This is a genomic window from Stenotrophomonas sp. CASM114 (genome assembly GCF_049384325.1).
Lineage (GTDB): Bacteria > Pseudomonadota > Gammaproteobacteria > Xanthomonadales > Xanthomonadaceae > Stenotrophomonas > Stenotrophomonas muris.
The window spans coordinates 172,281-195,056 of sequence record NZ_JBMRGJ010000002.1; the positions used below are offsets into that span (position 1 = coordinate 172,281).

The following is a 22,776-nucleotide window of genomic DNA, read 5'->3' on the forward strand; positions in this document are numbered from 1 at the left end:
GCTCACCCCAGGTGGTCGGCGACGTAGCGTTCGAAGGCAGCGATACCGTCTTCCACGGTGATCAGTTCCATCACATCGTCGAACTCGATCTTGGTGCCCCACTTCAGATCGGTGGCCTGCTTGGCGAGGTACTTGCGTGCCGCATCGTCGTAGCGGTCCACGCAATAGCGACGATCCGAGTACGGGCCGCTGCGGTTCGGATTGCTGGCCGCATGCAGGCCCAGCACCTTGGCGCCCATCGCGTTGGCGATGTGCATCGGGCCGGAATCGGGCGTCATCACCAGGTTGGCGCGGGCCAGCAGGGCGGGCAGCTGCTTCAGCGTGTCCTTGCCTACCAGGTCCAGCGCCGGCGTGTGCAGCTGTGCCTGGATGGCGTCGGCCATGCTGCGCTCAAGTTCGCTGCGGCCGCCGCACAGCACCACCTGCCAGCCGCGCGTGACCGCGTGGTTGGCCACGGCGGCGTAGCGGTCGGCGTACCAGTTGCGGCGCACGTGGCTGGAGCACGGCGAGATCATCAGCACCGGGCGACCATCGTCGTGCCACTGCGCGGCGGCCCACTCATATGCCGACTGCGGCACGGCCAGGTCCCAGCTGACCTCGGTCTGGCGCAGGCCCAGCGGTTCGCAGAAGCTGCCGATGGCATCGAGCACATGGATGCCCGGACGGTCGGGAATGCGTTCGTTGATGAAAAGCCCATGCAGGTCCTTCGAGCGGCTGCGGTCGTAGCCGATGCGGCGCTCGGCCGGAATGAAGGCCGACAGCAGGTTGGCGCGGAACGCGACCTGCATCTGCAGCAGCGCTTCGAAGCGCCCCGGCGGCAGCTGCCTGCGCAGTTCCTTGACCCCGGCCATGCCGCTCTTCTTGTCGTAGGCATGGAAGGTGACGCCGGGCAGGCCGTCGAGCAGCTTGTGGCCGACCTTGTCGATGATCCAGTGGATCGGCGTGTCCGGGCGCGCGGCCTGCAGGGTACGCACCAGGGGCACCACGTGGGTGACATCGCCAAGTGCGGACAGGCGCAGGAGGCACAAGGAGGAGGACGCTGATGCCATGTGTTGTTAGACTCAATGAAATGGTCGCATTCGACGCCAATGAAGCGCTGACGCCATGCCGCGAGGGTCGCGGCATCGGGGCCATTCTGTTCGACCGCGAGCGGCTGCGGCAAGCCGAGATCGGCCTGTTCTCGCCCCAGCACTGGGGCAGCAGGGCCCGGCCGGTGGGCGAGGGCGGCCGCGGCAGCGCCTGGTTCGTCGATGCGCCGTTCGGTGCCAGCGTGCTGCGCCACTACCTGCGCGGCGGCATGGCGGCCCGTATAAGCCATGACCAGTACCTCTGGCGCGGCTCGGACCGGACCCGCAGCTTCGCCGAATTCCGCCTGATGCGCGCCCTGCGCGAGAAAAAGCTGCCGGTGCCACGGCCGATCGCCGCGTTCTACATGCGCGAGGGCCTGCGCTACCGGGCGGCGATCCTGATGGAGCGAATCGAGGGCGTGCGCTCGCTGGCCGACCGCGCACTGGTGGCCGGCCGGGGGGCACCCTGGGAGGAGACCGGGCGCCTGATTGCCCGTTTCCATCGTGCCGGCCTGGACCATGCCGATCTCAACGCGCACAACATCCTGTTCGATGGCAGCGGCCATGGCTGGCTGATCGATTTCGACCGCGGCGTGATCCGCATCCCGGCGACCGCCTGGCGCGAGCGCAACCTCAAGCGCCTGCTGCGCTCGCTGATCAAGCTGCGCGGCGAGCGCAGCGTGGAAGACGTGCAGAAGGACTACGCGCGGCTGCGCCGTGCCTATGACATGGCCTGGAACCGGGGCACCTGATGGACTGGTCGCTGCGTTTCCTCGGCGTCGGCAATGCGTCGGCGGTCGAGCTGGGGTCGCCGATGTCGGTGATTGAACGGGAGGGGCGCCCATGGCTGACCATCGATTGTGGTGGCGAAGGCCTGACCGCGTTCAAGGCGCACTACGGGCAGATGCCGCAGGCGCTGTTCGTCACCCATGTGCACCTGGACCACGTGGCCGGCTTCGAGCGCCTGTTCGTGGATACCTTCTTCAATGCGCACCGGCGCGGCAAGGTGCGCCTGTACGTGCCCGCCACGGTGGTGCCGCTGCTGCACAAGCGCATCGGGGATTACCCGAACGTGCTGGCCGAGGGCGGTGCGAACTTCTGGGATGCCTTCCAGCTGATCGTGGTGGGCGAGGCGTTCTGGCACGAGGGCGTGCGCCTGGAAGTGTTTCCGGTGCGCCACCACTGGCCGGAGACGGCCTATGGCCTGCGCCTGCAGGGCGCGCTGACCTGGAGCGGCGATACCCGGCCGATTCCGGAGATGCTGGCACGCTTTGCCAGTGACAACGAACTGATCGCTCACGATTGCGGCCTGCACGGCAATCCCTCGCATACCGGCGTGGACGATCTGGAGCGTGAGTACAGCGCCGAACTGCAGGCGCGGATGATGCTGTACCACTACGCCAGCGCGGCCGATGGTCTGGCGCTGGCTGCGCGTGGGCACCGCGTGGCGCAGCCGGGGCAGTGCGTGCCGCTGGCGAGCCCGACCGCCCCGCACGTGCTGGCCCAGGACCCGCCGTGAGCGGTACCGGCCAGCCCGCAGGTGCGGCGTTGGCTGCCGGGCTGGAGGCGCTGGAGCGTGCACTGCATGCGCCGCAGGTGCGTGCCGACCGCGAGCAACTGGCCGCATTGCTGGATGAGGATTTCAGCGAGATCGGCAGCTCCGGCCAGTGCTACGACCGTGCGGCCGCGCTGGTGGAGATTCCGCTGGAGCGTGCCCAGGTGCAGATCGAATCGGAGCAGTACGCCGTCTGGCTGCTGTCGCAGGACCTGGCCCAGGTGCGCTACCGCAGCCGCCATCACCTTGATGGGCAGCTGCAGCACTGGGTGCTGCGCAGTTCGCTGTGGCGCCGGCACGGGGACAGATGGCGCATGGTGTTCCACCAGGGCACGCCCGAGGCAGGGTAGCGCGGCGCCATGCCGGGCCAAGAATGCGAAGCCGGGGTCAGATCCCTTTGCCATGCAAAGGGAACTGACCCCAGTGCGGAAAAGGCGGTGGCCCCGCCGGCTGACCTCGGCGCCCGCGTCGATCGATACCGTTGCTGCCTTCCGGCCCTGGCGGGGTTTTCGACCTAGCGTCGCGAGGGGCCGACGGGGCCACCATAGAGACGTTGGCCGCCCGATGGGCGGCCAGTTCACGGATCAGGGGAAACAGCGCGCGGCGCGCCGGAGACCACAGCCGGACTGCACATCGGGCTGGCCGATGGCAGACGCGCATTCTAGCGCAGGCAGGCCCATCGACGCCAGCTTCATGCACTGAATCGGCTGTAACCCGCTCCCGGCGGCGGCGGCCGGTACCCACCCCCGTTGCTAGAATGCCGGCCAGGAGGAACGACCTCCCCCACATCGGGAACCAATGACCAGGACGGCCTGGCCCTACCAAGAGGAGGGCCGTCATGGCCTGGATCTATCTGTTGTTTGCCGGCCTGCTGGAAATCGTCTGGGCCGTGTCCATGAAGCAGTCCGAAGGCTTCACCCGGCTCACCCCCACCGTGGTCACCATCATCGGCATGATCGCCAGCTTCTGGTTGCTGGCGGTGGCCATGCGCAGCCTGCCGCTGGGAACCGCCTATACGATCTGGACCGGCATCGGCGCGGTCGGGGCGTTCGTGGTTGGCATTGTGTTCCTGGGCGAGCAGGTCAGCCCGATGCGGATCGGTGCGGCGGTGTTGATCGTTTCCGGCCTGGTGCTGATGAAACTCTCCAGCAGCTGAATTTATTTACTCATGGCGGGGAATGGATTCTCCGCCACATGCAGCAATATGCATTTTCGGCAAAACAATTTTGTCCGCCCCTGTTATTTGACGCACGTCATAAAAATAGCGCGCGTGATTCACATGCCGCTGGCACCGTCGGTCGCACAGTGCCGCCATTCGTCGGGCGAAATCGGGGAGTTTTCGCCTTGACGGACGCGCTGGCGCACCTGTCCCCGGGTGCGATCGCGTGAAGATGTGAAGATTTTCAGGAGTTAATGCCTTCAGGCCTTGTTCCCGTTCGGGGAGCCGGGGTGGGCCGCATTGTCTCCAAAAAACCTGCCAGCTGTGCCATCCGGTCTTTTCATGGAGATTTACCGATGAACCGCATTTACCGTCTGGTTTTCAATCGTGCCCTTGGGGTAATGCAGGTTGCTTCGGAGGTCGCCCAGAACCCCGGCGGAAGCGCGGTCAGCGCAGGGCGGGTGCCGCGATTGCGGGCGCACCAGCTGGCGGCGGCTTTGGCCGCCACACTGGCCAGCGGATCGGCATTCGCAGCGTGCACCGGCACCACAACCGTAAACTGCGACAGCACCACCAGCATCAACAACTACTCCAACGCGACCAACGGCCTCACGCTGAACATCGACGCGGGTGCATTGCTGCGTACGCCGCCGATCGTAGGCGGCGGCAACGCAGCAACGCTGACCGGCGACAACGTGACGGTCAACAACAATGGCACGATCGATCCGAGCTCGATCATCCTCGCCTCGCCCGGCCTGGTCATCGGCAATGGTTCTGCCAACAACAGCGCGATCGTCGTCAACAACAACGCCAGCGGACAGATCAAGGGTGTCGTCAACATCGCAACGCTGCTGGGCTTCGGTGGACAGGCGCTGGTGGCACAGAATGTCAACGGCACCACCACCATCAACAACGCCGGCCTGATCAGCACGTCGCTGATCGGTGCAGGCAGCGTTTCCGACGCGACCACGGTAGTGACCTATGGTGGTGCAGCCGCCAATGTGACCAACACAGGCACCATCGACGGACGCGTCGGCCTGGGTGCTTCTGGCGGTAACACGTTCCTCAATGCGGGGGCGGTCAGTGGCAGCGTTCACCTGGGTGATTCAACCGGTGGCAACACCTTCACCGCAGTGTCGGGTTCCAGCGTTGTGAGCGGCGGCGGCAGCGCTCTTGCCGGCGTGATTACCGGTGTCACCGGGGTAAAGGTTGCGGCTGCGGGATCGGTCGACGCCGGTACCGGCAGTGGTGCGGCCAACAACACGCTGGTGTTGCAGAACGTCGTCAGCGGTCCGGGGTCCGGCACCGGCGGAGCGGTGACCACGCTGGGCTGGAACCAGTACCTCAACTTCCAGAAGCTCACCGTCAACAGCGGCACCTGGAACCTGCAGGGTGCGTGGGCGGGTGCAGGTACGACTACGCTCAATGATGGCCTGGTCAATTTCAACAATGCCGGTTCCTTCGGCACAGGGCTGTTCACCGCCAACGGCGGTGCCATCGCCTCCGCCACGGCCGGTCTGAACCTGGCCAACCCTTTCAGCCTTGGTGGAAATCTGTCCCTGGCAGGGACCAATGCGTTCAGCCTGGGGGGCTTGCTGTCCGGTACTGGCGGGCTGACGGTCAACAACACCGGCATCGTTACTCTCGGCGGCGCAAACCTGTTCTCCGGCGGCGTCAACCTCAATGCCGGCGGCCTGGTGCTGGGCAATGCCGGTGCACTGGGCAGCGGCAACCTGACCGTGGGTGGCAGCGCTTCACTGGATACGACGGCGGGCTTCACCCTGGGCAACAATCTGGTGATCAATGGCGGGGGCTCGCTGAACCTGCTCGGCAGCAATGCGTTGTCATTGAACGGTTCGATCTCCGGTGCCGGCAACCTGACCAAGAGCGGCGCCGGCACCCTCACCTTGAACGGCGCCAATGCGCTGACCGGCAGTTTCAACCTGGCCGGAGGCGCGTTGGCGCTGGGCGCGGGCGGCAGCCTGTCACCCACCGGCGCGATCACGGTCGGCGTCGGTACCACCCTGGACCTGTCGGCGGCCGCCAACCAGACCATCGGTTCGCTGGCGGGCCTCGGCGGTTCGGTTAACCTGGGCAGCCACACGCTCACCCTCGCGGGGCTGGGCGATACCACCTACAGCGGTACGTTCGCCGCAGGCACGGGTGGCCTGGTCAAGCTGGGCACCGGCGTGCAGACCTTGTCGGGCGTGAACAACCTCAGTGGCGGCGTGGCACTCAACGGCGGTGGCCTGCTGCTGGGCAATGCTGCTGCGCTGGGCAGCGGTGCGCTCAGTGTCGGCGGCAACGTGACGCTCGATGGAACCACGGGGGCGCTTGCACTGGCCAACGCGGTCAACCTCGGTTCGGGTGCCAGCCTCAATCTGCTCGGCAACCAGGCGTTGACGTTCAACGGCGTGATCGGTGGCGCCGGTGGCCTGGTCAAGAGCGGTGCGTCGTCGCTGACGCTCAATGGCGCCAACACCTTCGGCGGCGGCGTGGCGTTCAATGCCGGCAGCCTGGTGCTGGGCAACGCTGGAGCACTGGGAACCGGTGCGCTGAATGTTGGTGGCGTGGTGTCGCTCGACACCAGCGCGGCGCTTGGGGTCGGCAATGGCATCACGCTGGGCGCGGGTGGCTCGCTCAATGTGCTGGGCTCGAACGCATTGACGCTGGGCGGCGCCATCGGTGGCACCGGCAGCCTGGTCAAGAACGGTGCCGCCACGCTTACGCTGGGTGGCGCAAATACCTTCACCGGCGGCCTGGCGATCAATGCCGGCAAGGTTGCGGTGGGCAGCGGCGGAAGCCTGGCCGCCGGCGGTGCGGTCAACCTGGCCGGCGTTGGCGCGGACCTGGACATCTCGCTCGGCGGCAACCAGACCATCGGCGCGCTGTCCGGTATTGCCGGCAGCACGGTGACGCTGGGCAGCAGCACGCTCACCTTCGGTGATGCCACCAACCAGACGTTCGCGGGCGTGATCGGTGGTACCGGCGGCCTGGTCAAGCAGGGCACGGGCATCCAGACGCTGAGCGGCGCCAACACCTTCAGTGGCGGCGTGAATCTGACGGCGGGCGGCCTGCTGCTGGGCGACAGCAGTGCGATCGGCAGCGGGGCGTTGACGGTCAGCGGCAACGGTTCGCTGGATACCACGGCAGCGTTGAACCTGGGCAATGCGATCAACCTCGGCGCGGCCCTGACCCTGCCGGGCAGCCAGAACCTGGCCCTGGCCGGCAACATCACGGGCACCGGCAGCCTGGTCAAGAACGGCGCGGCGACACTGACCTTGAACGGTACCAACACCTTCAGTGGTGGACTGAACGCAAACGCTGGCGCCCTGCTGCTGGGCAACAGCGGCGCACTCGGCACGGGGACGCTGGGCATCGGTGGCAACGTCTCGCTCGACGGCAGTGCGCCGCTGAACCTGGGCAACAACGTGGCACTGGGTGCAGGCGCCGCGTTGTCGCTGCCGGGTTCGCAGTCGATCACGCTGGGTGGGGTGGTGTCCGGTGCGGGCAGGCTGGTGAAGAACGGTGCCACCACCTTGACCCTCAATGGCGCCAACAGCTTCGGTGGCGGGCTGACCGTCAACGGCGGCGGCCTGCTGCTGGGCAATGCCGGCGCGCTGGGCACCGGTGCATTGTCGGTGGGGGCCAATACCACGCTGGACAGTTCGGTGGCGCTGGACCTGGCCAACAGCGTCAACCTCGGCGCCGGTGCGGTGCTGGATCTGCTGGGCAGCCAGAACGTGTCGCTGGGGGGCGTCATCAGCGGCACCGGCGGGCTGGTCAAGAACGGTGCGGCGACACTGGCGTTGAACGGCGCCAATACGTTCAGCGGGGGCGTCGGGCTCAACGCGGGCGTACTGCAGCTTGGCAACGCACAGGCGCTGGGTACCGGCCAGCTGGATGTGGGCGGCAACGCTTCGCTGGATGCCACTGCGGCGCTTTCCGTGGGCAACACCCTCGGCCTCGCCGCCGGCGCCAACCTCACCGTGCTGGGCAGCAATGACCTGACGCTGACCGGTCCGGTGTTCGGCGCCGGCGGGCTGATCAAGGATGGCGCGGCGCGCCTCACGCTGTCTGGCGCCAACACGTTCGGGGGTGGCACCACCGTCAACGCCGGCACGCTGGCGCTGGGGGCCGGTGGCAGCCTTGCCGCGGCCGGTGCGGTGGATCTTGCCGGTGCCGGTGCGACGCTGGACATCTCCGCAGCCGGTGCCGCGCAGACCATTGGCGCACTCAACGGCGTCGCAGGCAGCCAGCTGGCGCTGGGCGCGCAGTCGCTGACCTTTGGCGGCGCCGGCAACGGCAGCTTTGCCGGCGTGATCGGTGGCACTGGCGGCCTGGTCAAGACGGGTACCGGCGTGCAGACGCTGTCCGGTGCCAACACCTTCAGTGGCGGTGTTGCACTCAACGCGGGTGGCCTGATCCTCGGCAATGCCAGCGCGCTCGGCACCGGTGCGCTGGGCATCGGTGGCACCACCACGCTGGACAGCACGGTGGCGTTGAACCTGGCCAATGCAGTGAACTTCGGTGCGGGCACGCAGCTGACGCTGAGCGGCAGCAACGATGTCACGCTCGGTGGCGTGGTGGCCGGCAATGGCAGCCTGGTCAAGAACGGTACGGGCCTGCTGACCCTCAACAACACCAACACCTTCGCTGGCGGCCTGACCCTGAACGGTGGTGGCCTGGTCGTCGGTGCGGATGGTGCGCTTGGTACCGGCGCGCTGGCGGTGAATACCAGCACCACGCTGGATGCGGGCGCGGCAGTGACGCTCGGCAATGCGGTCACGCTGGGCTCGGGCGTTGCACTGACGGTGCCGGGCAGCAATGCGCTGACGCTGTCGGGCGTGGTCGGCGGCAATGGCAGCCTGATCAAGAACGGCGCTACCACGCTGACGCTGTCCGGTGCCAACACCTACACCGGCGGTACCACCATCAATGCCGGCACGCTGGCGCTGGGCACGGGCGGCAGCCTGGCCGCGGCGGGTGACGTCACGTTGGGGGCGGGCGCCGGCTTCGATATCTCCGGTGCCGGCAGCAGCCAGACCATCGGCGCACTCAATGGTCTGGGCGGCAGCACGCTGGCGCTGGGCGGAAACTCATTGACGTTCGGTACGGCCGGCAACGCCGCGTTCGACGGCGTGATCAGTGGCGGCGGGGGGCTGATCAAGGTGGGCGCGGGCGTGCAGACGCTGTCCGGTGCCAACACCTTTGGCGGCGGCGTGACCCTCAATGCAGGCGGGCTGGTACTCGGCAATGACGCGGCGCTGGGCACCGGTGCATTGACGGTCGGCGGTGCTGCCACGCTGGATACCACCGGCCTGGCAACGCTGGCCAACAACATCGCGCTCAACGCCGGGCTGACCGTGCTCGGGACCAACGCACTGACGCTCAACGGCGTCCTTTCCGGTGCCGGCAGCCTGACCAAGAACGGCAGCGCGACGCTGACCTTGAATGGCATCAACACCTATACCGGTGGCACCAACATCAACGCCGGCACGCTGGCGCTGGGGGCCGGTGCCAGCCTGGCGGCGAGCGGTACCGTGAACCTCGCCACAGGTGCCACGCTGGATCTGTCTGCCGGCAGCGGCACGCAGGTGTTCGGAACCCTGGTCGGCAACGGTACGGTGAACCTCGGCGCCAACTCGATCGAAGTCGGCGGCGCCACCAATGGCACCTTCAGTGGCTCGATCGCAGGCACGGGTGGCCTGACCAAGGTCGGTACGGGCATCGAGACGCTGACCGGTGCCAACACCTACACCGGCGGCACCTTCATCACTGCCGGTACGCTGGCGATTGGTCCGGGCGGCAGCCTTGCAGCCACCGGCGCGGTGACGCTGAGCGCTGCAGGCACCGGCTTCGATATCTCCACCGCAGGGGCCACCCAGACCATCGGCTCGTTGAACGGCGTGGCGGGCTCGACGGTGAGCCTGGGTGCACAGACGCTGACACTCGGTGGTGTGGGCAACAGCCTCTTCGATGGCGCGATTTCCGGCACCGGTGGCCTGGTCAAGAATGGCGCCGGCGTCCTCACACTGGGAGGCGCCAATCTGTTCAGTGGTGGCGTCGCACTCAACGGTGGTGGCCTGGTGGTCGGCAACAACGCTGCGCTCGGCAGCGGTGTGCTGGCAGTGGGCGGCAACGCGACGCTGGATGCATCGACAGGCGTCAACCTGGCCAACAACATCGGGCTCGCAGCGGGCGCGAACCTCGACCTGCTTGGCAGCCAGGCGCTGACACTGGGCGGTGTGATTTCCGGTACCGGCGGCCTGGTCAAGGACGGTGCGGCCACCGTGACCCTGAGCGGTGCCAACACCTACACCGGTGGTACCACCATCAACAACGGCACGCTGGCGATCGGCGCGGGTGGCAGCCTCGCCGCGACCGGCGCGGTGAACCTGGCCGGTGCCGGCACGTTCGACATTTCGGCGGGCAACCAGGCCATCGGCTCGCTGGCCGGCGTCGCCGGCAGTACGGTGGCGCTGGGCGGCAGCACGCTGACCCTGGGCGGCACCGTGGACAGCACCTTCAGCGGTGCGATCAGTGGCAACGGCGGCCTGGTCAAGAACGGCGCAGGCGTGCAGACGCTCAACGGCGGCAGCACCTTCAGCGGCGGCGTAACGCTCAACGCCGGCGGCCTGGTGGTCGGCAACAATGCTGCGCTGGGCACCGGTGCGGTGACGGTCGCAGGCGCTGCGACGCTCGATTCGAACACAGCGGTCACCCTCGCCAACAACTTCACCCTCAACAACGCGTTGACCGTCCTCGGCAGCAACAACCTCACCCTCAACGGCAACCTGAGCGGCACCGGCAGCCTGACCAAGGAGGGAGCCGCAACGCTGACCCTGAACGGCACCAACACCTACACCGGTGGCACCAACATCAACGCCGGTACATTGGCACTGGGTGCTGGCGCGAGCCTGCACGCCAGTGGCATCGTCAACCTGGCCTCGGGTGCGACCTTCGATCTGTCGGCGGGCAGCGGCACGCAGCAGTTCGGCACACTGGTCGGCAACGGTACGGTGAACCTGGGGGCCAACACGCTGACGATCGGTGATGCCAGCAATGGCACGTTCAGTGGTTCGTTGGCCGGCTCGGGTGGCCTGATCAAGGAAGGCTCGGGGACCCAGACGCTGACCGGCACCAACACCTTCACCGGGGGTACCACCATCAACGCCGGCACGCTGGCGATCGGCGCCGGTGGCAGCCTGGCGGCGACCGGTGCGGTGAACCTGGCCAATGCCGGTACCACCTTCGACATCAGCGCGGGTGGTGCGCAGGCGATCGGTTCGCTGGCAGGCGTGGCGGGTTCGACCGTTGCGCTGGGCGGCAGCACGCTGACCCTCAATGGCGTGGGCAATACCACGTTCGCCGGCACCATCGGAGGGGCCGGTGGCCTGGTAAAGAACGGCGCAGGCATCCAGGGCTTGACTGGCGTCAACGTCTTCACGGGTGGCGTGACCCTCAATGCCGGTGGCCTGCTGCTGGGCAACGACGGTTCGCTGGGCACCGGCGCGCTGACCGTGGGCGGCGACGCCAGCCTGGACGGCACCAGCGCGCTGACCCTGGCCAACACCGTGCAGCTGGCCAATGGCACGCTGACCCTGGCGGGCAGCAACGCGCTGACCTTGAATGGCCCGATCAGCGGCGCTGGCGGCCTGCTGAAAGATGGCGCGGCAACCGTCACCCTGGGCGGCGCCAGCACCTACACCGGTACCACCACCATCAACAGCGGCACGCTGGCGGTGGCGGCCGGTGGCAGCCTGTCCGGTGCCAGCACGGTGAACCTGTCCGGCGCCGGCACGTTGGACATCAGTGCCGGTGGCAGCCAGAGCATCGGTGGCCTGGCCGGCGTGACCGGATCCAGCGTGGTGCTGGGCGGTGCGACCCTGACCACCGGCGGCAACAACGGCAGCACCACCTTCGGCGGTGTGCTCAGCGGCACTGGTGGCCTGGTGCAGAGCGGCACCGGCACGCTGACCTTGAGCGGCGACAACGTCTATACCGGCGGCACCACCATCAATGGTGGCAGCACGCTGCAGATCGGCAACGGCGGCAGCACCGGCTCGGTGCTGGGCGACATCACCAACAATGGCAGCCTGGTCTACAACCTGGGCACGACGGCAACCGTGGGTGCGGTGGTCAGTGGCAGCGGCGGCCTGACCCAGGCCGGTAGTGGCACGCTGGTGCTGACCGGCAACAACACCTACACCGGCGGTACCACCATCAATGCCGGCGGCACGCTGCAGGTGGGCAATGGCGGTGCGACCGGCGCGATCGTCGGTGACATCACCAACAACGGTGCGCTGGTGTCCAACGTGGCCGGCAACACCTTGCTGGGCGGCACCATCAGCGGCACCGGTGGCCTGACCCAGGCCGGTGCCGGTACGCTGACCCTGACCGGCAACAACACCTATACCGGCGGTACCACCATCAATGCCGGTGGCACGCTGCAGGTGGGCAATGGCGGTGCCACCGGTGCGATCACCGGCAATGTCGCCAACAACGGCAGCCTGGTCTTCGACGTCGCGGGCAACACCACCGTCGGCGGCGCGATCAGTGGCAGTGGTGGCCTGACCCAGGCCGGCAGCGGGGTGCTGACCCTGGTCGGCAACAACACCTACAGCGGCGGTACCACCATCAATGCCGGCGGCACGCTGCAGGTGGGCAATGGCGGTACAACCGGCGCCATCGCCGGCGACATCACCAACAATGGTGCGTTGATTTCCAACGTGGCCGGCAACACCGCGCTGGGCGGCACCATCAGTGGCAGTGGCGGCCTGACCCAGGCCGGCAGCGGTACGCTGCTGCTGACCGGCACCAACACCTACACCGGCGGTACCACCATCAATGCCGGTGGCACGCTGCAGCTGGGCAATGGCGGTGCGACCGGTTCGATCGTCGGTGATGTCACCAACAATGGCACGCTGCTGTCCAACGTGGCCGGCAACACCACGCTGGGCGGCACCATCAGCGGCAGTGGCGGCCTGACCCAGGCCGGCAGCGGCACGCTGACCCTGACCGGCAACAACACCTATACCGGCCCGACCACCATCAACGCCGGTGGCACGCTGCAGGTTGGCAATGGCGGTGCGACCGGTGCGATCGGCGGCAGTGTCGTCAACAACGGCAGCCTGGTGTTCAACGTGGGTGGCAACAGCACCGTCGGCGGCGCCATCAGCGGCAGCGGCGGCCTGACCCAGGCCGGCACCGGCACCGTGGTCCTGGCCGGCAACAACACCTATACCGGCGGCACCACCATCAACACCGGCGGCACGCTGCAGGTCGGCAACGGTGGCGCGAGCGGTGCGATCACCGGCAACGTCAGCAACAACGGCAGCCTGGTGTTCAACGTGGGTGGCAACACCACCGTCGGCGGCACCATCAGCGGCAGCGGCGGCCTGACCCAGGCCGGCACCGGCATCGTGATCCTGACCGGCAACAACACCTATACCGGTGGCACCACCATCAACGCCGGTGGCACGGTGCAGGTCGGCAACGGTGGGGCCAGCGGCGCGATCACCGGCAACATCACCAACAACGGTGGCCTGGTGATCAACACCGGTGGCACCACCACGCTGGGCGGCAACATCAGCGGCGGCGGCAGCATCGTGCAGGCCGGCCCCGGTGGCCTGAACCTCGGCGGCAACAGTGGTGGCTTCAACGGTACCGGCCAGGTCACCGGCGGCGGCCTGAATGTCACCGGCACCATCGGCGGCCAGTGGACCATCGGCAGCGGTACCACGCTGTCCGGCACCGGCACCATCGGTGGCACCGGCGGTGGCGTGACGGTGTCCAGTGGTGGCGTGCTGTCGCCGGGCAATGGCCCGGGCAACGGCAGCGGCACAGGCAATGGCACCGGCACGATCACCGTGGGTGGCAACCTGACCCTGTCGCCGGGCAGCACGCTGGGCATCGATCTGGGTGCCAGCGGCAGCGATACGGTACAGGTGGGCGGCAGCGCCAACGTGGGTGGCAGCACCGTAAAGGTGAACACCATCTCGCCGAGCACCAGCTACCAGCAGGGCCAGCAGTACACGGTGATCAATGCGGGCGGTGGGGTGAGCGGGCAGTTCGCCTCGGCGAACTCGCCGTCGGCCTTCCTGACCATCACCCCGGTCTACACCGCCAATACCGCCAACCTGCAGATCGACGTGGCGCAGACGGCGGCGTTCACCACCGTGGCCAACACGCGCAACCAGTACAACACCGCTGCGGCGCTGGACAGCCTGCCGCAGAGTGGCGCGGCGCTGGGCCTGTACAACACGGTGCTGCTGTATGACGCCAGCACTGCGCGCAGCGCATTCGACCAGCTCTCCGGCGAAGTGCACGCGGCCAGCCGCGCGGTGCTGCTGTACGACAACTATCTGGAAGAGGGCATCCGCCAACGCCTGGGCAGTGAGCTGCCGACCGTGCGTGGTGAGCGTGCCTCGGCCTGGCTGGCCGGCAGCGGCAAGGTGTTCAAGCAGGATGGCGATGGCAATGGCGATGAGATCCGTTCCAACCGCAATGCGGTGATGGCGGGTGTGGACTGGCAGCTGGGTGAACACGTGGTGCTGGGTGCGGCGGCCGGCAACGAACGGCTGGATACGCGCCTGTACGATCGCAGTTCGCGCGCCCGCCTGCGCGGCAACACGTTCGGCCTGTATGCACAGGGACAGTGGAACAACGGCTTTGCGGTCGGTGGCAGCGTGTCGCGCGGTGACTACCGCACGCGCACCACGCGTGAAGTGCCTCTGCTGGGCCAGACCCTGTACAGCCGCCAGGATTCGGACGTGACCATCGCCCAGGTCGAAGGCAGCTGGACCTGGACCCATGGCAGGACCCAACTGCAGCCGTACGTGCAGTTCACCCGGCACTGGGTCGACAGTGATCGTGCGCTGGAGCAGGGTGGCAGTGCCGCACTGGTGCTGGAAGGCGGCAAGGACACGCTCAACGTCAGCACGGTGGGCGTGCGGGGCCGCTGGGACGTGGGTAGCGGCGCGCGCTTCCCGGCGCAGCTGACCGTCGGCCTGGGCTGGCAGCATGCATCGGGTGACACCGATGTGGCCAGCCGCAACCGCTTCGCGGTCGGTGGCGATGCCTTCGATGTCTACAGCGCGGTGATGGCACGCAATGCGCTGGTCAGCCAGCTCGGCGTGGCGGTCGGCCTGGGTCGCAACAGCCAGCTGTCGATGTTCGTGCAGGGCCAGCACGGTGATGGCCGCCGCGATGTCGGCGGGCAGATCAACCTGCGGGTAGGCTTCTAAGGGGGGCGGGCCAGCGGTAGATCCACGCGCTGCGTGGATCTACCGGCGCGGAGGGAGTGAGACCTCCCGCGCCACGGTGTCGGCGCTGCAACCACCTCGCTCAGTTCGCCGCATCCTGCGTGCGTCGACGCAATCCGGCGGGCGGGTCGAACAGGCTCGACGGCACCTCATCGAAAGTGACCTCGGTAACCCGCAGGCCGCGTTCGGTACGCTGGTTGCCGGTGCGTCCGCGGTAACCCAACAGCAGGCCCGTGCGGGTATCGATCCACAACGTGCCGGAGGTGGTGCCATCAGGGCCATGCGCATTGTCATAGCGCCAGCCAGCAGCGAGGCGCCCCAGGATGAACTCGCCGGGTGCGGGAGAGCAGCGCCCTCCGATCGTGTGGCATGGGGCGGCAGGATCGTACCAGTAGGGACCACTGGCGTCGGCGACCGGCAGCGTGTAGTTGCCGCGCTCGCTCACCAGCCATGCCCGGCCGCGCTGGCCCTGGGTGGTCAGCCATGCATCGGGCGCATTGTCGCCGCGGAAATCAATACGGATGGCAGGCCCGCGCAAACGGATCTCGACCTCGACCTCACCACCAGGCGAGCTTGGACCGAGTGGGCCCAGGCCATAAGCGCGTGCCAGCAATCGCGCCTGTGGAGGTTCGTTGTCAGCAGCGTCCGTGGATTGCGCGGCGGCGGCCCAGGTTGCTGCCATCAACAGGCTGGCCAGCAGCACCTGCATGTCAGCGCGCCAGGTTGTTGCTGTCATGCACGGGGCTCTGCATGCGGACGATCGCGTAGGACTCGATCGGCATGCGGCGATGGCCGGTGATCGGGTCCTCGATCAGCATCGAGGCCGGGCGGAAGCTGTCGCCTTCGCTGACCAGGTCTGAAAGACCGGCAATCACCCGGTCGGCAAATGGAACGATCAGGGGCATCGGATAGGTGACCTTGATCTTGAGGATGTTGGCGTCCTGCACGCTGACGCGGCTGCTGCCGACACGTGCATCGCGGAAGGCAAGATTGTCGTTCGGCAGCGCATAGCGCCCATCGAACTGGCGCTCGCGGAACTCGTTGTACGCCGCGCGGCTGGGTGAAATGACCTCGATCTTCGGTGACAGCAACGGGTTCTTCCACAGCAGGGCGACCTTGGCGCGGGCGGCGACGGCACCGGCGGCATCCGGCGAGGTCGCGTACAGGGGAGCCATCGCCATTTCCAGTGCGCTGCGCATCTCGGAATGATTGACGCCACTGACCGCGCCGGCACGCGCGGCCTGCAGCGTGGCGAAATCCAGCAGCGACTTGGCGCGATAGATCAGGACGAACTGGAAGATGACCAGGATGAGGAAGACGAAGGCCGGAACCACGATGCAGAATTCAATCAGCGATTGGCCCCGCTGCTGGCGGATGGATGTGCGGATGTGCTTCATTGCAACGCCCTCGTGGATGGCGGTGCCGCAGGCGGAGAAGGGCACCATTGGAACGTCTCGCCCAGCACCGGGGCAATATGCCTGAGGCTGTCCACCGGCATTTCCAGCGTCGAGTAGGCGCCGCGGCACCAGGCGCCGCGCCATGGGCGCACGGCCTCGCGCCAGCCAACGGCGCGCTGATCGCGGTCCAGGAACAACAGGTCGAGTGGATACCCCATGGCCAGGGTGTGCACGCTCGAGCAGGGGGTTATCAGCAGGCCTTGCCCAGGCTGGAGTGGCGCGCGCAACAGCAGGCCGCGCAGCCGCTGGTGCCAGCGATCGGCATGCCAGACGCAGCTGAGCAGCTGCTGGTGGTCGCGGATCAGGGCGCCGGTTCTCATGTGCGGGCACTCACAGGATGCCCTGCTGCTTCATCTGCAGGAAGATGAAGTAGGCCAGGACGACGAAGATCAGCGGGAAGAAGAACAGCACCAGCGGCAGCATCATCTTCACCGGTGCTTCCAGGGCCAGCTTCTCGGCGCGAAGGAAGCGCTCTTCGCGGCGCTGCATGGCCTGCGAGCGCAGTGTGTCACTCAGGCTGGCACCCACCCGGTCCGCCTGGATCAAGGCGCTGGTGAAGCTGGTCAACTGGGAGATGTCGGCGCGATCGGACATGCGTCGCAGTGCTTCGGCGCGCGGAAGGCCCGCGCGCAGATCACGCAACATGCGCGAGAACTCCTGTGACAGCGGACCGGGTGGACCCTTGTCGACGGACTGTTCGATCGCACCGGTGATGTTCAGGCCCGCTTCGACGGCCATGGTGATGAAGTCGAGGAAGATAGGCAGGTCGCGGATCACATGCTTGGAGCGCGCTTTCCGCCGTTCGCCCAGCCACAGCGTGGGATACATCCACCCGAAGGGTGCGCCGAATGCCAGGGCCATCAGCACGGAGCCGACTCCGAACCGGCCCAGCAGGATGATGGTGAGCAACAGGAAGCTACTGGCCACGGCGGCGGAGACAATGCGTGCGCCATACAGTTCTTCCGGTGACAGCACGAAGTCCTGGCCGGCCGACTGCAGGCTGCGATGCGCGCGCTCCAGCTGTGCCGAGGACAGGCGCGGCCCGGCCAGGCGCGTAGCGACCGTAATCAGCGGCCACAGGATGCGCAGCAGCAGCGGCAGCGGATCCTGGTAGTTGCGCTGGTCCACCTCGACCGACTGCACCAGTCCGCGCAGCGCGAATGCAAGCAGCCCAACAGCGGCAGCGGCAAGCAGTGCGACCAGGATGAGCAGGGCGTTCATATATCGATCGTCATGATCTTGCGGCACATGCGGTAGCCGAGGTATTCCAGTACCCCGATCAGGGCCATGACGCACCAGCCGATGAAGGTGTGGAACATGGGGTTCATCGTTTCTGGATAGAACAGCACGAGGAAGCCGACAAGGCCGGCTGGCAGCATCGCCATGACGATGCCCTGCAGGCGCCCCTGCGCGGTAAGTGCCTTGACCTTGCCTTCCATGATGAGCTTGCGCCGCAGCGTTTCGGCGAGCGTGGAGAGGCTCTCGGCGAGATTGCCACCAACCTCGCGCGAAATGCTGACGGCGGCCACGAACAGCTTCACGTCGGCAATGGGCACGCGGGCGGCGAAGTTGTCCAGCGCCTCCTCCGTGCGCACGCCCATGTGCTGCTCGCGCAGTACCAGTGCCAGCTCCTGGGCCAGCGGAGGCAGGCCGTCATGGGCCAGTGCTTCCAGCGCAGGATTGAAGCCGACGCCGGCCTTGAGGCTGCCGGCCAGCATCAGCAGCCCGTCGGGCAACTGCTGCTGGATCTGGTCGAGGCGGCGCTGCTTCAGCCACAGGTAGATCTTGCGTGGCGCTATGGCCAGCAGGATCAGGGCCAGGATCGGCAGCAGCAGGTTGCCGCCGGTGACGATCCACAGCAGCACGGGAATCGCCAGCAGCATCAGGACATTGGTCCTGAACAGCACGCGCGGGTCGACGAACAGGAACATGTCGGCCAGATTGACCCGCGCCTGGTCCATGAAGTTGGCGCGGTAGCGGTCCATGAAGCCGGAGCTGGCACGCGCCAGCAACAGCACCGAGCCCGTCACGCAGGCAAAACACAGCAGGGCGATCAGCAGGATGTCACTCATTCCGCCGTCCCCCGGTACGGAAAATGTCCAGGTCAACGGCGACGCCGCGCTCGGCAAGCTCTTCATAGAACTCCGGCACTGCACCGGTCGCGACGAACTCGCCCACCACCTTGCCATCGCGTCCGGCAGTGGAGCGTGCCTTGAACAGGAACACATCCTGCAGCTGGATGGTTCCGCTTTCCATGCCGGTCAACTCAGTGATGTGGCTGACCTTGCGCGAACCGCAGGGGAAGCGCTTCTGGTGCACGATCAGGTCCACTGCCGACGAGATCTGTTCGCGCACCACCGTCATCGGCAGCTCCATGCCGGACATCATGACCATCACTTCCAGGCGCGACAGCGCCTCGCGCGGATTGTTGGCATGGGCGGTGGTCAGCGATCCTTCGTGGCCGGTGTTCATGGCCTGCAGCATGTCAAGTGCTTCGCCGCCGCGGCACTCGCCGACCACGATGCGGTCCGGGCGCATGCGCAGCGCGTTGCGCACCAGGTCGCGGATGGAAATATGGCCCTTGCCTTCCATGTTGGGAGGACGCGCTTCCAGGGCAACCAGGTTGGGCTGGACGAGCTTCAGTTCGGCCGCGTCCTCGATGGTGACGATGCGATCGGTATCGGGAATGAAGTTGGAAAGGATGTTGAGCAGGGTGGTCTTGCCGGAGCCGGTGCCGCCGGTGACGACGATGTTGCGCCGTTCGCGCACCGCAACGATCAGGAATTCCAGCATCGGCTGGCTGAGCGAACCAAAGGTGAGCAGGTCCTTTCCTTCCAGCTTGCGCTTGGCGAACTTTCGGATGCTGATGCTCGGGCCGCGCAGCGCCACCGGCGGAATGATGGCGTTGACGCGGGAGCCATCCTTCAGTCGCGCGTCGACCATCGGCGAGCTTTCGTCGATGCGGCGACCGAGGGGCGTCACGATGCGCTCGATGGCTGACAGCACCGCGCGGTCACTGGTGAAGACAATGGGGGACCGTTCGATCCGGCCCGCACGTTCAATGAAGATCTGGTCGTGCGCGTTGACCATGATTTCCGTCACCGTCGCATCGTCGATCAGGTCTTCCAGCGGGCCCAGGCCGATGGCCTCATCGAGCACCTCCTTGGCCAGCCTGCGTGGGTTGATCGTCTTGGGCAGCTCGGAGAACTCCCGTTGCATCACTTCATCGATCAGCTTGATCGTGGCGTTGCGCAGCGACTCATCGTCCATGCTGCGCACGTCGAGCCGGCGCAGATCCATCTGCTTGACCAGCGAGGCATGCAGCTTTGCACGATAGACCGCCATGTCCGGCGGCAGCTGCTCTGGCCGCGCCAGCTGGCGTTCGCTGGATGGCTGCGCCGGTGCGGGTGCCGGTGCGGGCGTGGCGTCCACCGGTACATCGTTGGCGGCGCCCGCATTGAAACTTCCAGCATCGGCGGTGGGTTCGGCCGGCGGGTCGTCGTCCACCACCTGCAGCAGGTAGTCGCCGATCTGCACCCGGTCACGGCTGGTGAGCGGGCCACGGCTGCCTTTGACCTGTTCGCCATTCACCAGTACCGGCGAGCGGCCTCCCAGGCTCTCGATGAAGATGCCCTGGTCCTCGCGCTTCAGCGCCGCATGGCGTTGGGCGATGCTCCAGCCCTGCAGCACCACCAGGTTGCCGTCGCCACGGCCGATCCCGCATTCACGGTGCAGGCAGCGGACACGTCGCTGGTCGCGGTTGGGTGTGTCGATGAGGATGTTGAACATGCGACGGCTCCGGTCACTGCACGAAATCTTTGTTCCGGCGCGGCATGGCCTGCTGGCCGCGCTCCTGGATCTGTCGCGCACGCTCCAGGCCATCGAGGTTTTCCTGCGAGCCCGGCGTCACCACGCGCGGAGTAACGAACATCACCAGCTCGGTACGATTGCCACGGAAGCCATCGGAGCGGAACAGCTTTCCGAGGATCGGGATATCGCCCAGCAGCGGCAGGCGCTTGGCATCCTGCTGCGCGCTGGAGTCGATCAGCCCGGAGATGACGATGGTTTCCCCTGCGTGGACGTTGATTTCCGACTCGGTGCGGCGGGTGGTGAAGCCAGGCACGCCCTGCACGGTCACCGTCGGATCGACGCGGCTGACCTCAGCCAGGATGCGGGTGGAGATGTCCTGGTTGAAGTTGACCAGGGGCTCGATGTCGAGCTTGATGCCGTATTCCTTGTAGTCGACGGTGACCTGGCCGAAACCCTGCGGAACCGGGATCGGCACTTCGCCGCCGGCCAGGAACTTGGCCTGCCCGCCGCTGCGGGCGCTGAGTTGGGGCGAGGCCAGCAGGAACGCCTTGCCCTTGTTCATCATCAAGTTGATCGCCGAGCCGATCTGCGTGGCGATGCCAAAGAAGGCCTGGGTTCCCTGCAGCTTGTTCGGCAGCAGCACGCCGTTGGCCGGGCTCTGCTCGGGGTTGATGCGGTAGTAGTTGTTGTTGGTGAAATCCTTGACGATGCCCGCCACCGGGCCACGGATGACGTTGTCCCACTGGATGCCGAGTTCTTCCAGCGCATTGGTGTCGAATTCCATGATCTTCACGTCCATCTGCACCATCGGGCGCATGCCCACCGGATCGGCGGTAGTGAAATTCAACACCGTCGGGTAGATCTTCTGTATCGCATCGATGCGGCTGCCGATGCCCGGGTTGATGTCCTGGCCGGTAATGACCACACGGTCGGCGACCGCATGCACATTGATCTTTTCCACGTCGGCCAGCAGGGTACGGATGGTCTCGGCCAGGCTGACGGCATCGTTCTCGGAGATGTCCACCTGCACCTGCAGCTGCTTGCCGTTCTGCAGCCACAGGTGAACCGTGGTGGAGCCGGGCTTCATGCCCATCATGATCAGGTCGCGCGGGCCGACGTTGGTGACCTCGAGCATCTCGCCACTACCGACGGCCACGCGCTTGAGCCCGCTGGGCAGCGTGTAGACGGCGGCCTGGCCGGCATAGATCCGGGCGCGGGTGGGCAGTGGCACCGCGGGCATGGCCGACGCGCTGGTGCGATAGGCGGGATCGGGAACCGGCGCCGGGAAGGCGCTCTGCCCACCGGGTACCGGTGCATGGTTGGTGCTGGGCTGCGGTTGCGCCTGGACAGCAGGGCGCGGTGCGGCCATGACCGGTACCGGGGTCAGCTGGGTGCCGGTGGTCTGTGCCACGGCCAGCAGTGGCGAGGTGACAACAGCGATGGCCGCAGTGGCGGCGATGAGGCTGCGGATTCCATTATTGCTGCGCATTCGTCGACCCTTTGCCCCCAATGATGAATTGCACGCCAGCACGACCCTGCGTGCCGTTGCCGAGCAGTTCCCTCTGCGTCATGCCACTGAGGCCGAACGCACCACGATCCTCCACCTGGCGAAGCATCACCCGCATCGAACCGGCCTTGGCGGCGACCGTGAGTCGCTGCGCCTGTGCCGGTGTCAGTTCCAGAGTGATGTTCGAATAGCCCTGCTGGTCTTCCGAGGCCGGCGTTTCGCCGACGCGGTTGCCGGTTGCCAGAACGTTGATGTCCTCAAGCAGCGGCAGCACCCGGGCACCGGTCTGTTCCTGCTCGACGGTGAGCAGGATGTCGACGTGATCTCCGGGAGCAATCATGCCGGAGATCGAGTTCGTCTCGTCCACCTGGAGGGTGTAGCCCACGTTGCCCTTGGCGATCACGCGCGAGAACTGGTCGTACAGCGGTACCAGTGCACTGGCACCCAGCGGTGCACCTTCGCGGATCGGCGCGCGCAGCATGCGGCCGCTGTATTCGGACACATTGTCCGGCGTGATCGCATCGGCAGGCGGCAGGTCGGCGGGGACTTCGCGCACTGCAAGGTCGGCAACGGTGACAATGCTGCCCGGCTCCATGTCGGTCTTGGGCACGGCTACCGGCACCATTTCCACCGGCGGAGCGGCACGCTCGTTCACTGCCTTCTGCACGTAGCGCACGGCGACCAGGGCCGCGAACAGGCCGAGGGCGAGGGCGATGATGATGAAGACGACGTTGCGGTTGGCTTTCAGCGGGAGCGCCTTCATACGACTCCCATCGACAGCATGTAGGTGAACCCCTGGTACGCCTTGCGCAGTGAATCGATCAGCTCGAGCACGATGTTCGGCTCGGCGACCAGGACCAGGACACCGACGGAAGCGACCACGGCGTACTCGATCAGTGCGGCCCCGCGCTGGCGGCGTAGGGACGGGGGAATGCGTTTTCTCATGGCGGTGGT

The 22,776-nt window shown here is 66.7% G+C and carries 15 protein-coding genes and 1 other RNA gene; 5 read left to right on the forward strand and 11 right to left on the reverse strand.

Annotation, left to right across the window (positions count from 1 at the left end; all coding sequences use genetic code 11):
- Window positions 1-2 precede the first annotated feature (2 nt).
- Window positions 3-1,049 carry a glycosyltransferase family 9 protein gene (locus tag VG566_RS03365; protein WP_046429133.1) on the reverse strand — a complete coding sequence of 349 codons (1,047 nt, stop codon included), beginning with the start codon at window positions 1,047-1,049 and terminating at the stop codon, window positions 3-5.
- Window positions 1,050-1,069: 20 nt separating this feature from the next.
- Between VG566_RS03365 and VG566_RS03370 the strand changes: the two genes are divergently transcribed.
- The 3 genes from VG566_RS03370 to VG566_RS03380 are packed head-to-tail and all read left to right on the forward strand — an operon-like array spanning window position 1,070 to window position 2,972.
- A complete protein-coding gene (locus VG566_RS03370; RefSeq protein ID WP_032958195.1) occupies window positions 1,070-1,819 on the forward strand; it encodes a 3-deoxy-D-manno-octulosonic acid kinase in 750 nt (249 codons plus the stop codon).
- Entirely contained in the window at window positions 1,819-2,586 is a 768-nt protein-coding gene (locus tag VG566_RS03375; protein WP_032958196.1) for an MBL fold metallo-hydrolase, read from the forward strand. Before VG566_RS03370 ends, VG566_RS03375 begins: the two co-directional genes overlap by 1 nt.
- Window positions 2,583-2,972 (forward strand): DUF4440 domain-containing protein, encoded by a 390-nt coding sequence (locus VG566_RS03380; RefSeq protein WP_049405685.1) that lies wholly within the window; start codon window positions 2,583-2,585, stop codon window positions 2,970-2,972. Before VG566_RS03375 ends, VG566_RS03380 begins: the two co-directional genes overlap by 4 nt.
- 90 nt (window positions 2,973-3,062) lie before the next feature.
- On the opposite strand, the gene ffs is transcribed toward VG566_RS03380, so the two are convergent.
- Window positions 3,063-3,159, reverse strand: an RNA gene (ffs, locus tag VG566_RS03385) — signal recognition particle sRNA small type.
- Window positions 3,160-3,460: 301 nt separating this feature from the next.
- On the opposite strand from ffs, the gene VG566_RS03390 reads away from it, so the two are divergent.
- The gene (locus tag VG566_RS03390) at window positions 3,461-3,778 is read left to right on the forward strand and encodes a DMT family transporter (protein WP_005415486.1); all 318 of its coding nucleotides are present in this window, start codon (window positions 3,461-3,463) and stop codon (window positions 3,776-3,778) included.
- Window positions 3,779-4,137: 359 nt separating this feature from the next.
- On the forward strand, window positions 4,138-15,030 hold the full coding sequence (locus tag VG566_RS03395; protein WP_241884064.1) for an autotransporter-associated beta strand repeat-containing protein: 10,893 nt from the start codon (window positions 4,138-4,140) through the stop codon (window positions 15,028-15,030).
- A gap of 100 nt (window positions 15,031-15,130) precedes the next feature.
- On the opposite strand, the gene VG566_RS03400 is transcribed toward VG566_RS03395, so the two are convergent.
- From VG566_RS03400 to VG566_RS03440, 9 genes are read right to left on the reverse strand one after another with little or no spacing between them, the layout of a single operon-like run.
- Window positions 15,131-15,757 (reverse strand): hypothetical protein, encoded by a 627-nt coding sequence (locus tag VG566_RS03400; RefSeq protein WP_014646165.1) that lies wholly within the window; start codon window positions 15,755-15,757, stop codon window positions 15,131-15,133.
- Between the two features lies 1 nt (window position 15,758).
- Window positions 15,759-16,445: a TadE/TadG family type IV pilus assembly protein gene (locus tag VG566_RS03405; RefSeq protein ID WP_032958205.1), complete on the reverse strand. Its 687-nt coding sequence runs from the start codon at window positions 16,443-16,445 to the stop codon at window positions 15,759-15,761.
- A complete protein-coding gene (locus VG566_RS03410; RefSeq protein ID WP_032958206.1) occupies window positions 16,442-16,825 on the reverse strand; it encodes a DUF192 domain-containing protein in 384 nt (127 codons plus the stop codon). The genes VG566_RS03405 and VG566_RS03410 overlap by 4 nt, the downstream gene beginning before the upstream one ends.
- Window positions 16,826-16,835: 10 nt before the next feature.
- The gene (locus tag VG566_RS03415) at window positions 16,836-17,726 is read right to left on the reverse strand and encodes a type II secretion system F family protein (RefSeq protein ID WP_049404978.1); all 891 of its coding nucleotides are present in this window, start codon (window positions 17,724-17,726) and stop codon (window positions 16,836-16,838) included.
- A complete protein-coding gene (locus tag VG566_RS03420; protein ID WP_014646168.1) occupies window positions 17,723-18,577 on the reverse strand; it encodes a type II secretion system F family protein in 855 nt (284 codons plus the stop codon). The genes VG566_RS03415 and VG566_RS03420 overlap by 4 nt, the downstream gene beginning before the upstream one ends.
- Window positions 18,570-20,294 (reverse strand): ATPase, T2SS/T4P/T4SS family, encoded by a 1,725-nt coding sequence (locus VG566_RS03425; protein ID WP_014646169.1) that lies wholly within the window; start codon window positions 20,292-20,294, stop codon window positions 18,570-18,572. Before VG566_RS03425 ends, VG566_RS03420 begins: the two co-directional genes overlap by 8 nt.
- A 13-nt stretch (window positions 20,295-20,307) precedes the next feature.
- Complete coding sequence (locus tag VG566_RS03430; RefSeq protein WP_069117568.1) at window positions 20,308-21,804, reverse strand: pilus assembly protein N-terminal domain-containing protein; 1,497 nt, start codon at window positions 21,802-21,804, stop codon at window positions 20,308-20,310.
- Window positions 21,791-22,585 (reverse strand): Flp pilus assembly protein CpaB, encoded by a 795-nt coding sequence (gene cpaB, locus VG566_RS03435; RefSeq protein WP_014036170.1) that lies wholly within the window; start codon window positions 22,583-22,585, stop codon window positions 21,791-21,793. Before cpaB ends, VG566_RS03430 begins: the two co-directional genes overlap by 14 nt.
- Window positions 22,582-22,767: a hypothetical protein gene (locus tag VG566_RS03440; protein WP_014646171.1), complete on the reverse strand. Its 186-nt coding sequence runs from the start codon at window positions 22,765-22,767 to the stop codon at window positions 22,582-22,584. Before VG566_RS03440 ends, cpaB begins: the two co-directional genes overlap by 4 nt.
- Window positions 22,768-22,776: the final 9 nt, after the last annotated feature.

Coding starts and splice junctions, on each gene's coding strand:
- VG566_RS03420 (WP_014646168.1), bottom strand. CDS start 18,577: ATGAGTGACATCCTGCTGATCGCCCTGCTGTGTTTTGCCTGCGTGACG.
- VG566_RS03370 (WP_032958195.1), top strand. CDS start 1,070: ATGGTCGCATTCGACGCCAATGAAGCGCTGACGCCATGCCGCGAGGGT.
- VG566_RS03430 (WP_069117568.1), bottom strand. CDS start 21,804: ATGCGCAGCAATAATGGAATCCGCAGCCTCATCGCCGCCACTGCGGCC.
- VG566_RS03365 (WP_046429133.1), bottom strand. CDS start 1,049: ATGGCATCAGCGTCCTCCTCCTTGTGCCTCCTGCGCCTGTCCGCACTT.
- VG566_RS03375 (WP_032958196.1), top strand. CDS start 1,819: ATGGACTGGTCGCTGCGTTTCCTCGGCGTCGGCAATGCGTCGGCGGTC.
- VG566_RS03395 (WP_241884064.1), top strand. CDS start 4,138: ATGAACCGCATTTACCGTCTGGTTTTCAATCGTGCCCTTGGGGTAATG.
- VG566_RS03415 (WP_049404978.1), bottom strand. CDS start 17,726: ATGAACGCCCTGCTCATCCTGGTCGCACTGCTTGCCGCTGCCGCTGTT.
- VG566_RS03390 (WP_005415486.1), top strand. CDS start 3,461: ATGGCCTGGATCTATCTGTTGTTTGCCGGCCTGCTGGAAATCGTCTGG.
- VG566_RS03400 (WP_014646165.1), bottom strand. CDS start 15,757: ATGCAGGTGCTGCTGGCCAGCCTGTTGATGGCAGCAACCTGGGCCGCC.
- VG566_RS03410 (WP_032958206.1), bottom strand. CDS start 16,825: ATGAGAACCGGCGCCCTGATCCGCGACCACCAGCAGCTGCTCAGCTGC.
- VG566_RS03440 (WP_014646171.1), bottom strand. CDS start 22,767: ATGAGAAAACGCATTCCCCCGTCCCTACGCCGCCAGCGCGGGGCCGCA.
- VG566_RS03405 (WP_032958205.1), bottom strand. CDS start 16,445: ATGAAGCACATCCGCACATCCATCCGCCAGCAGCGGGGCCAATCGCTG.
- cpaB (WP_014036170.1), bottom strand. CDS start 22,585: ATGAAGGCGCTCCCGCTGAAAGCCAACCGCAACGTCGTCTTCATCATC.
- VG566_RS03425 (WP_014646169.1), bottom strand. CDS start 20,294: ATGTTCAACATCCTCATCGACACACCCAACCGCGACCAGCGACGTGTC.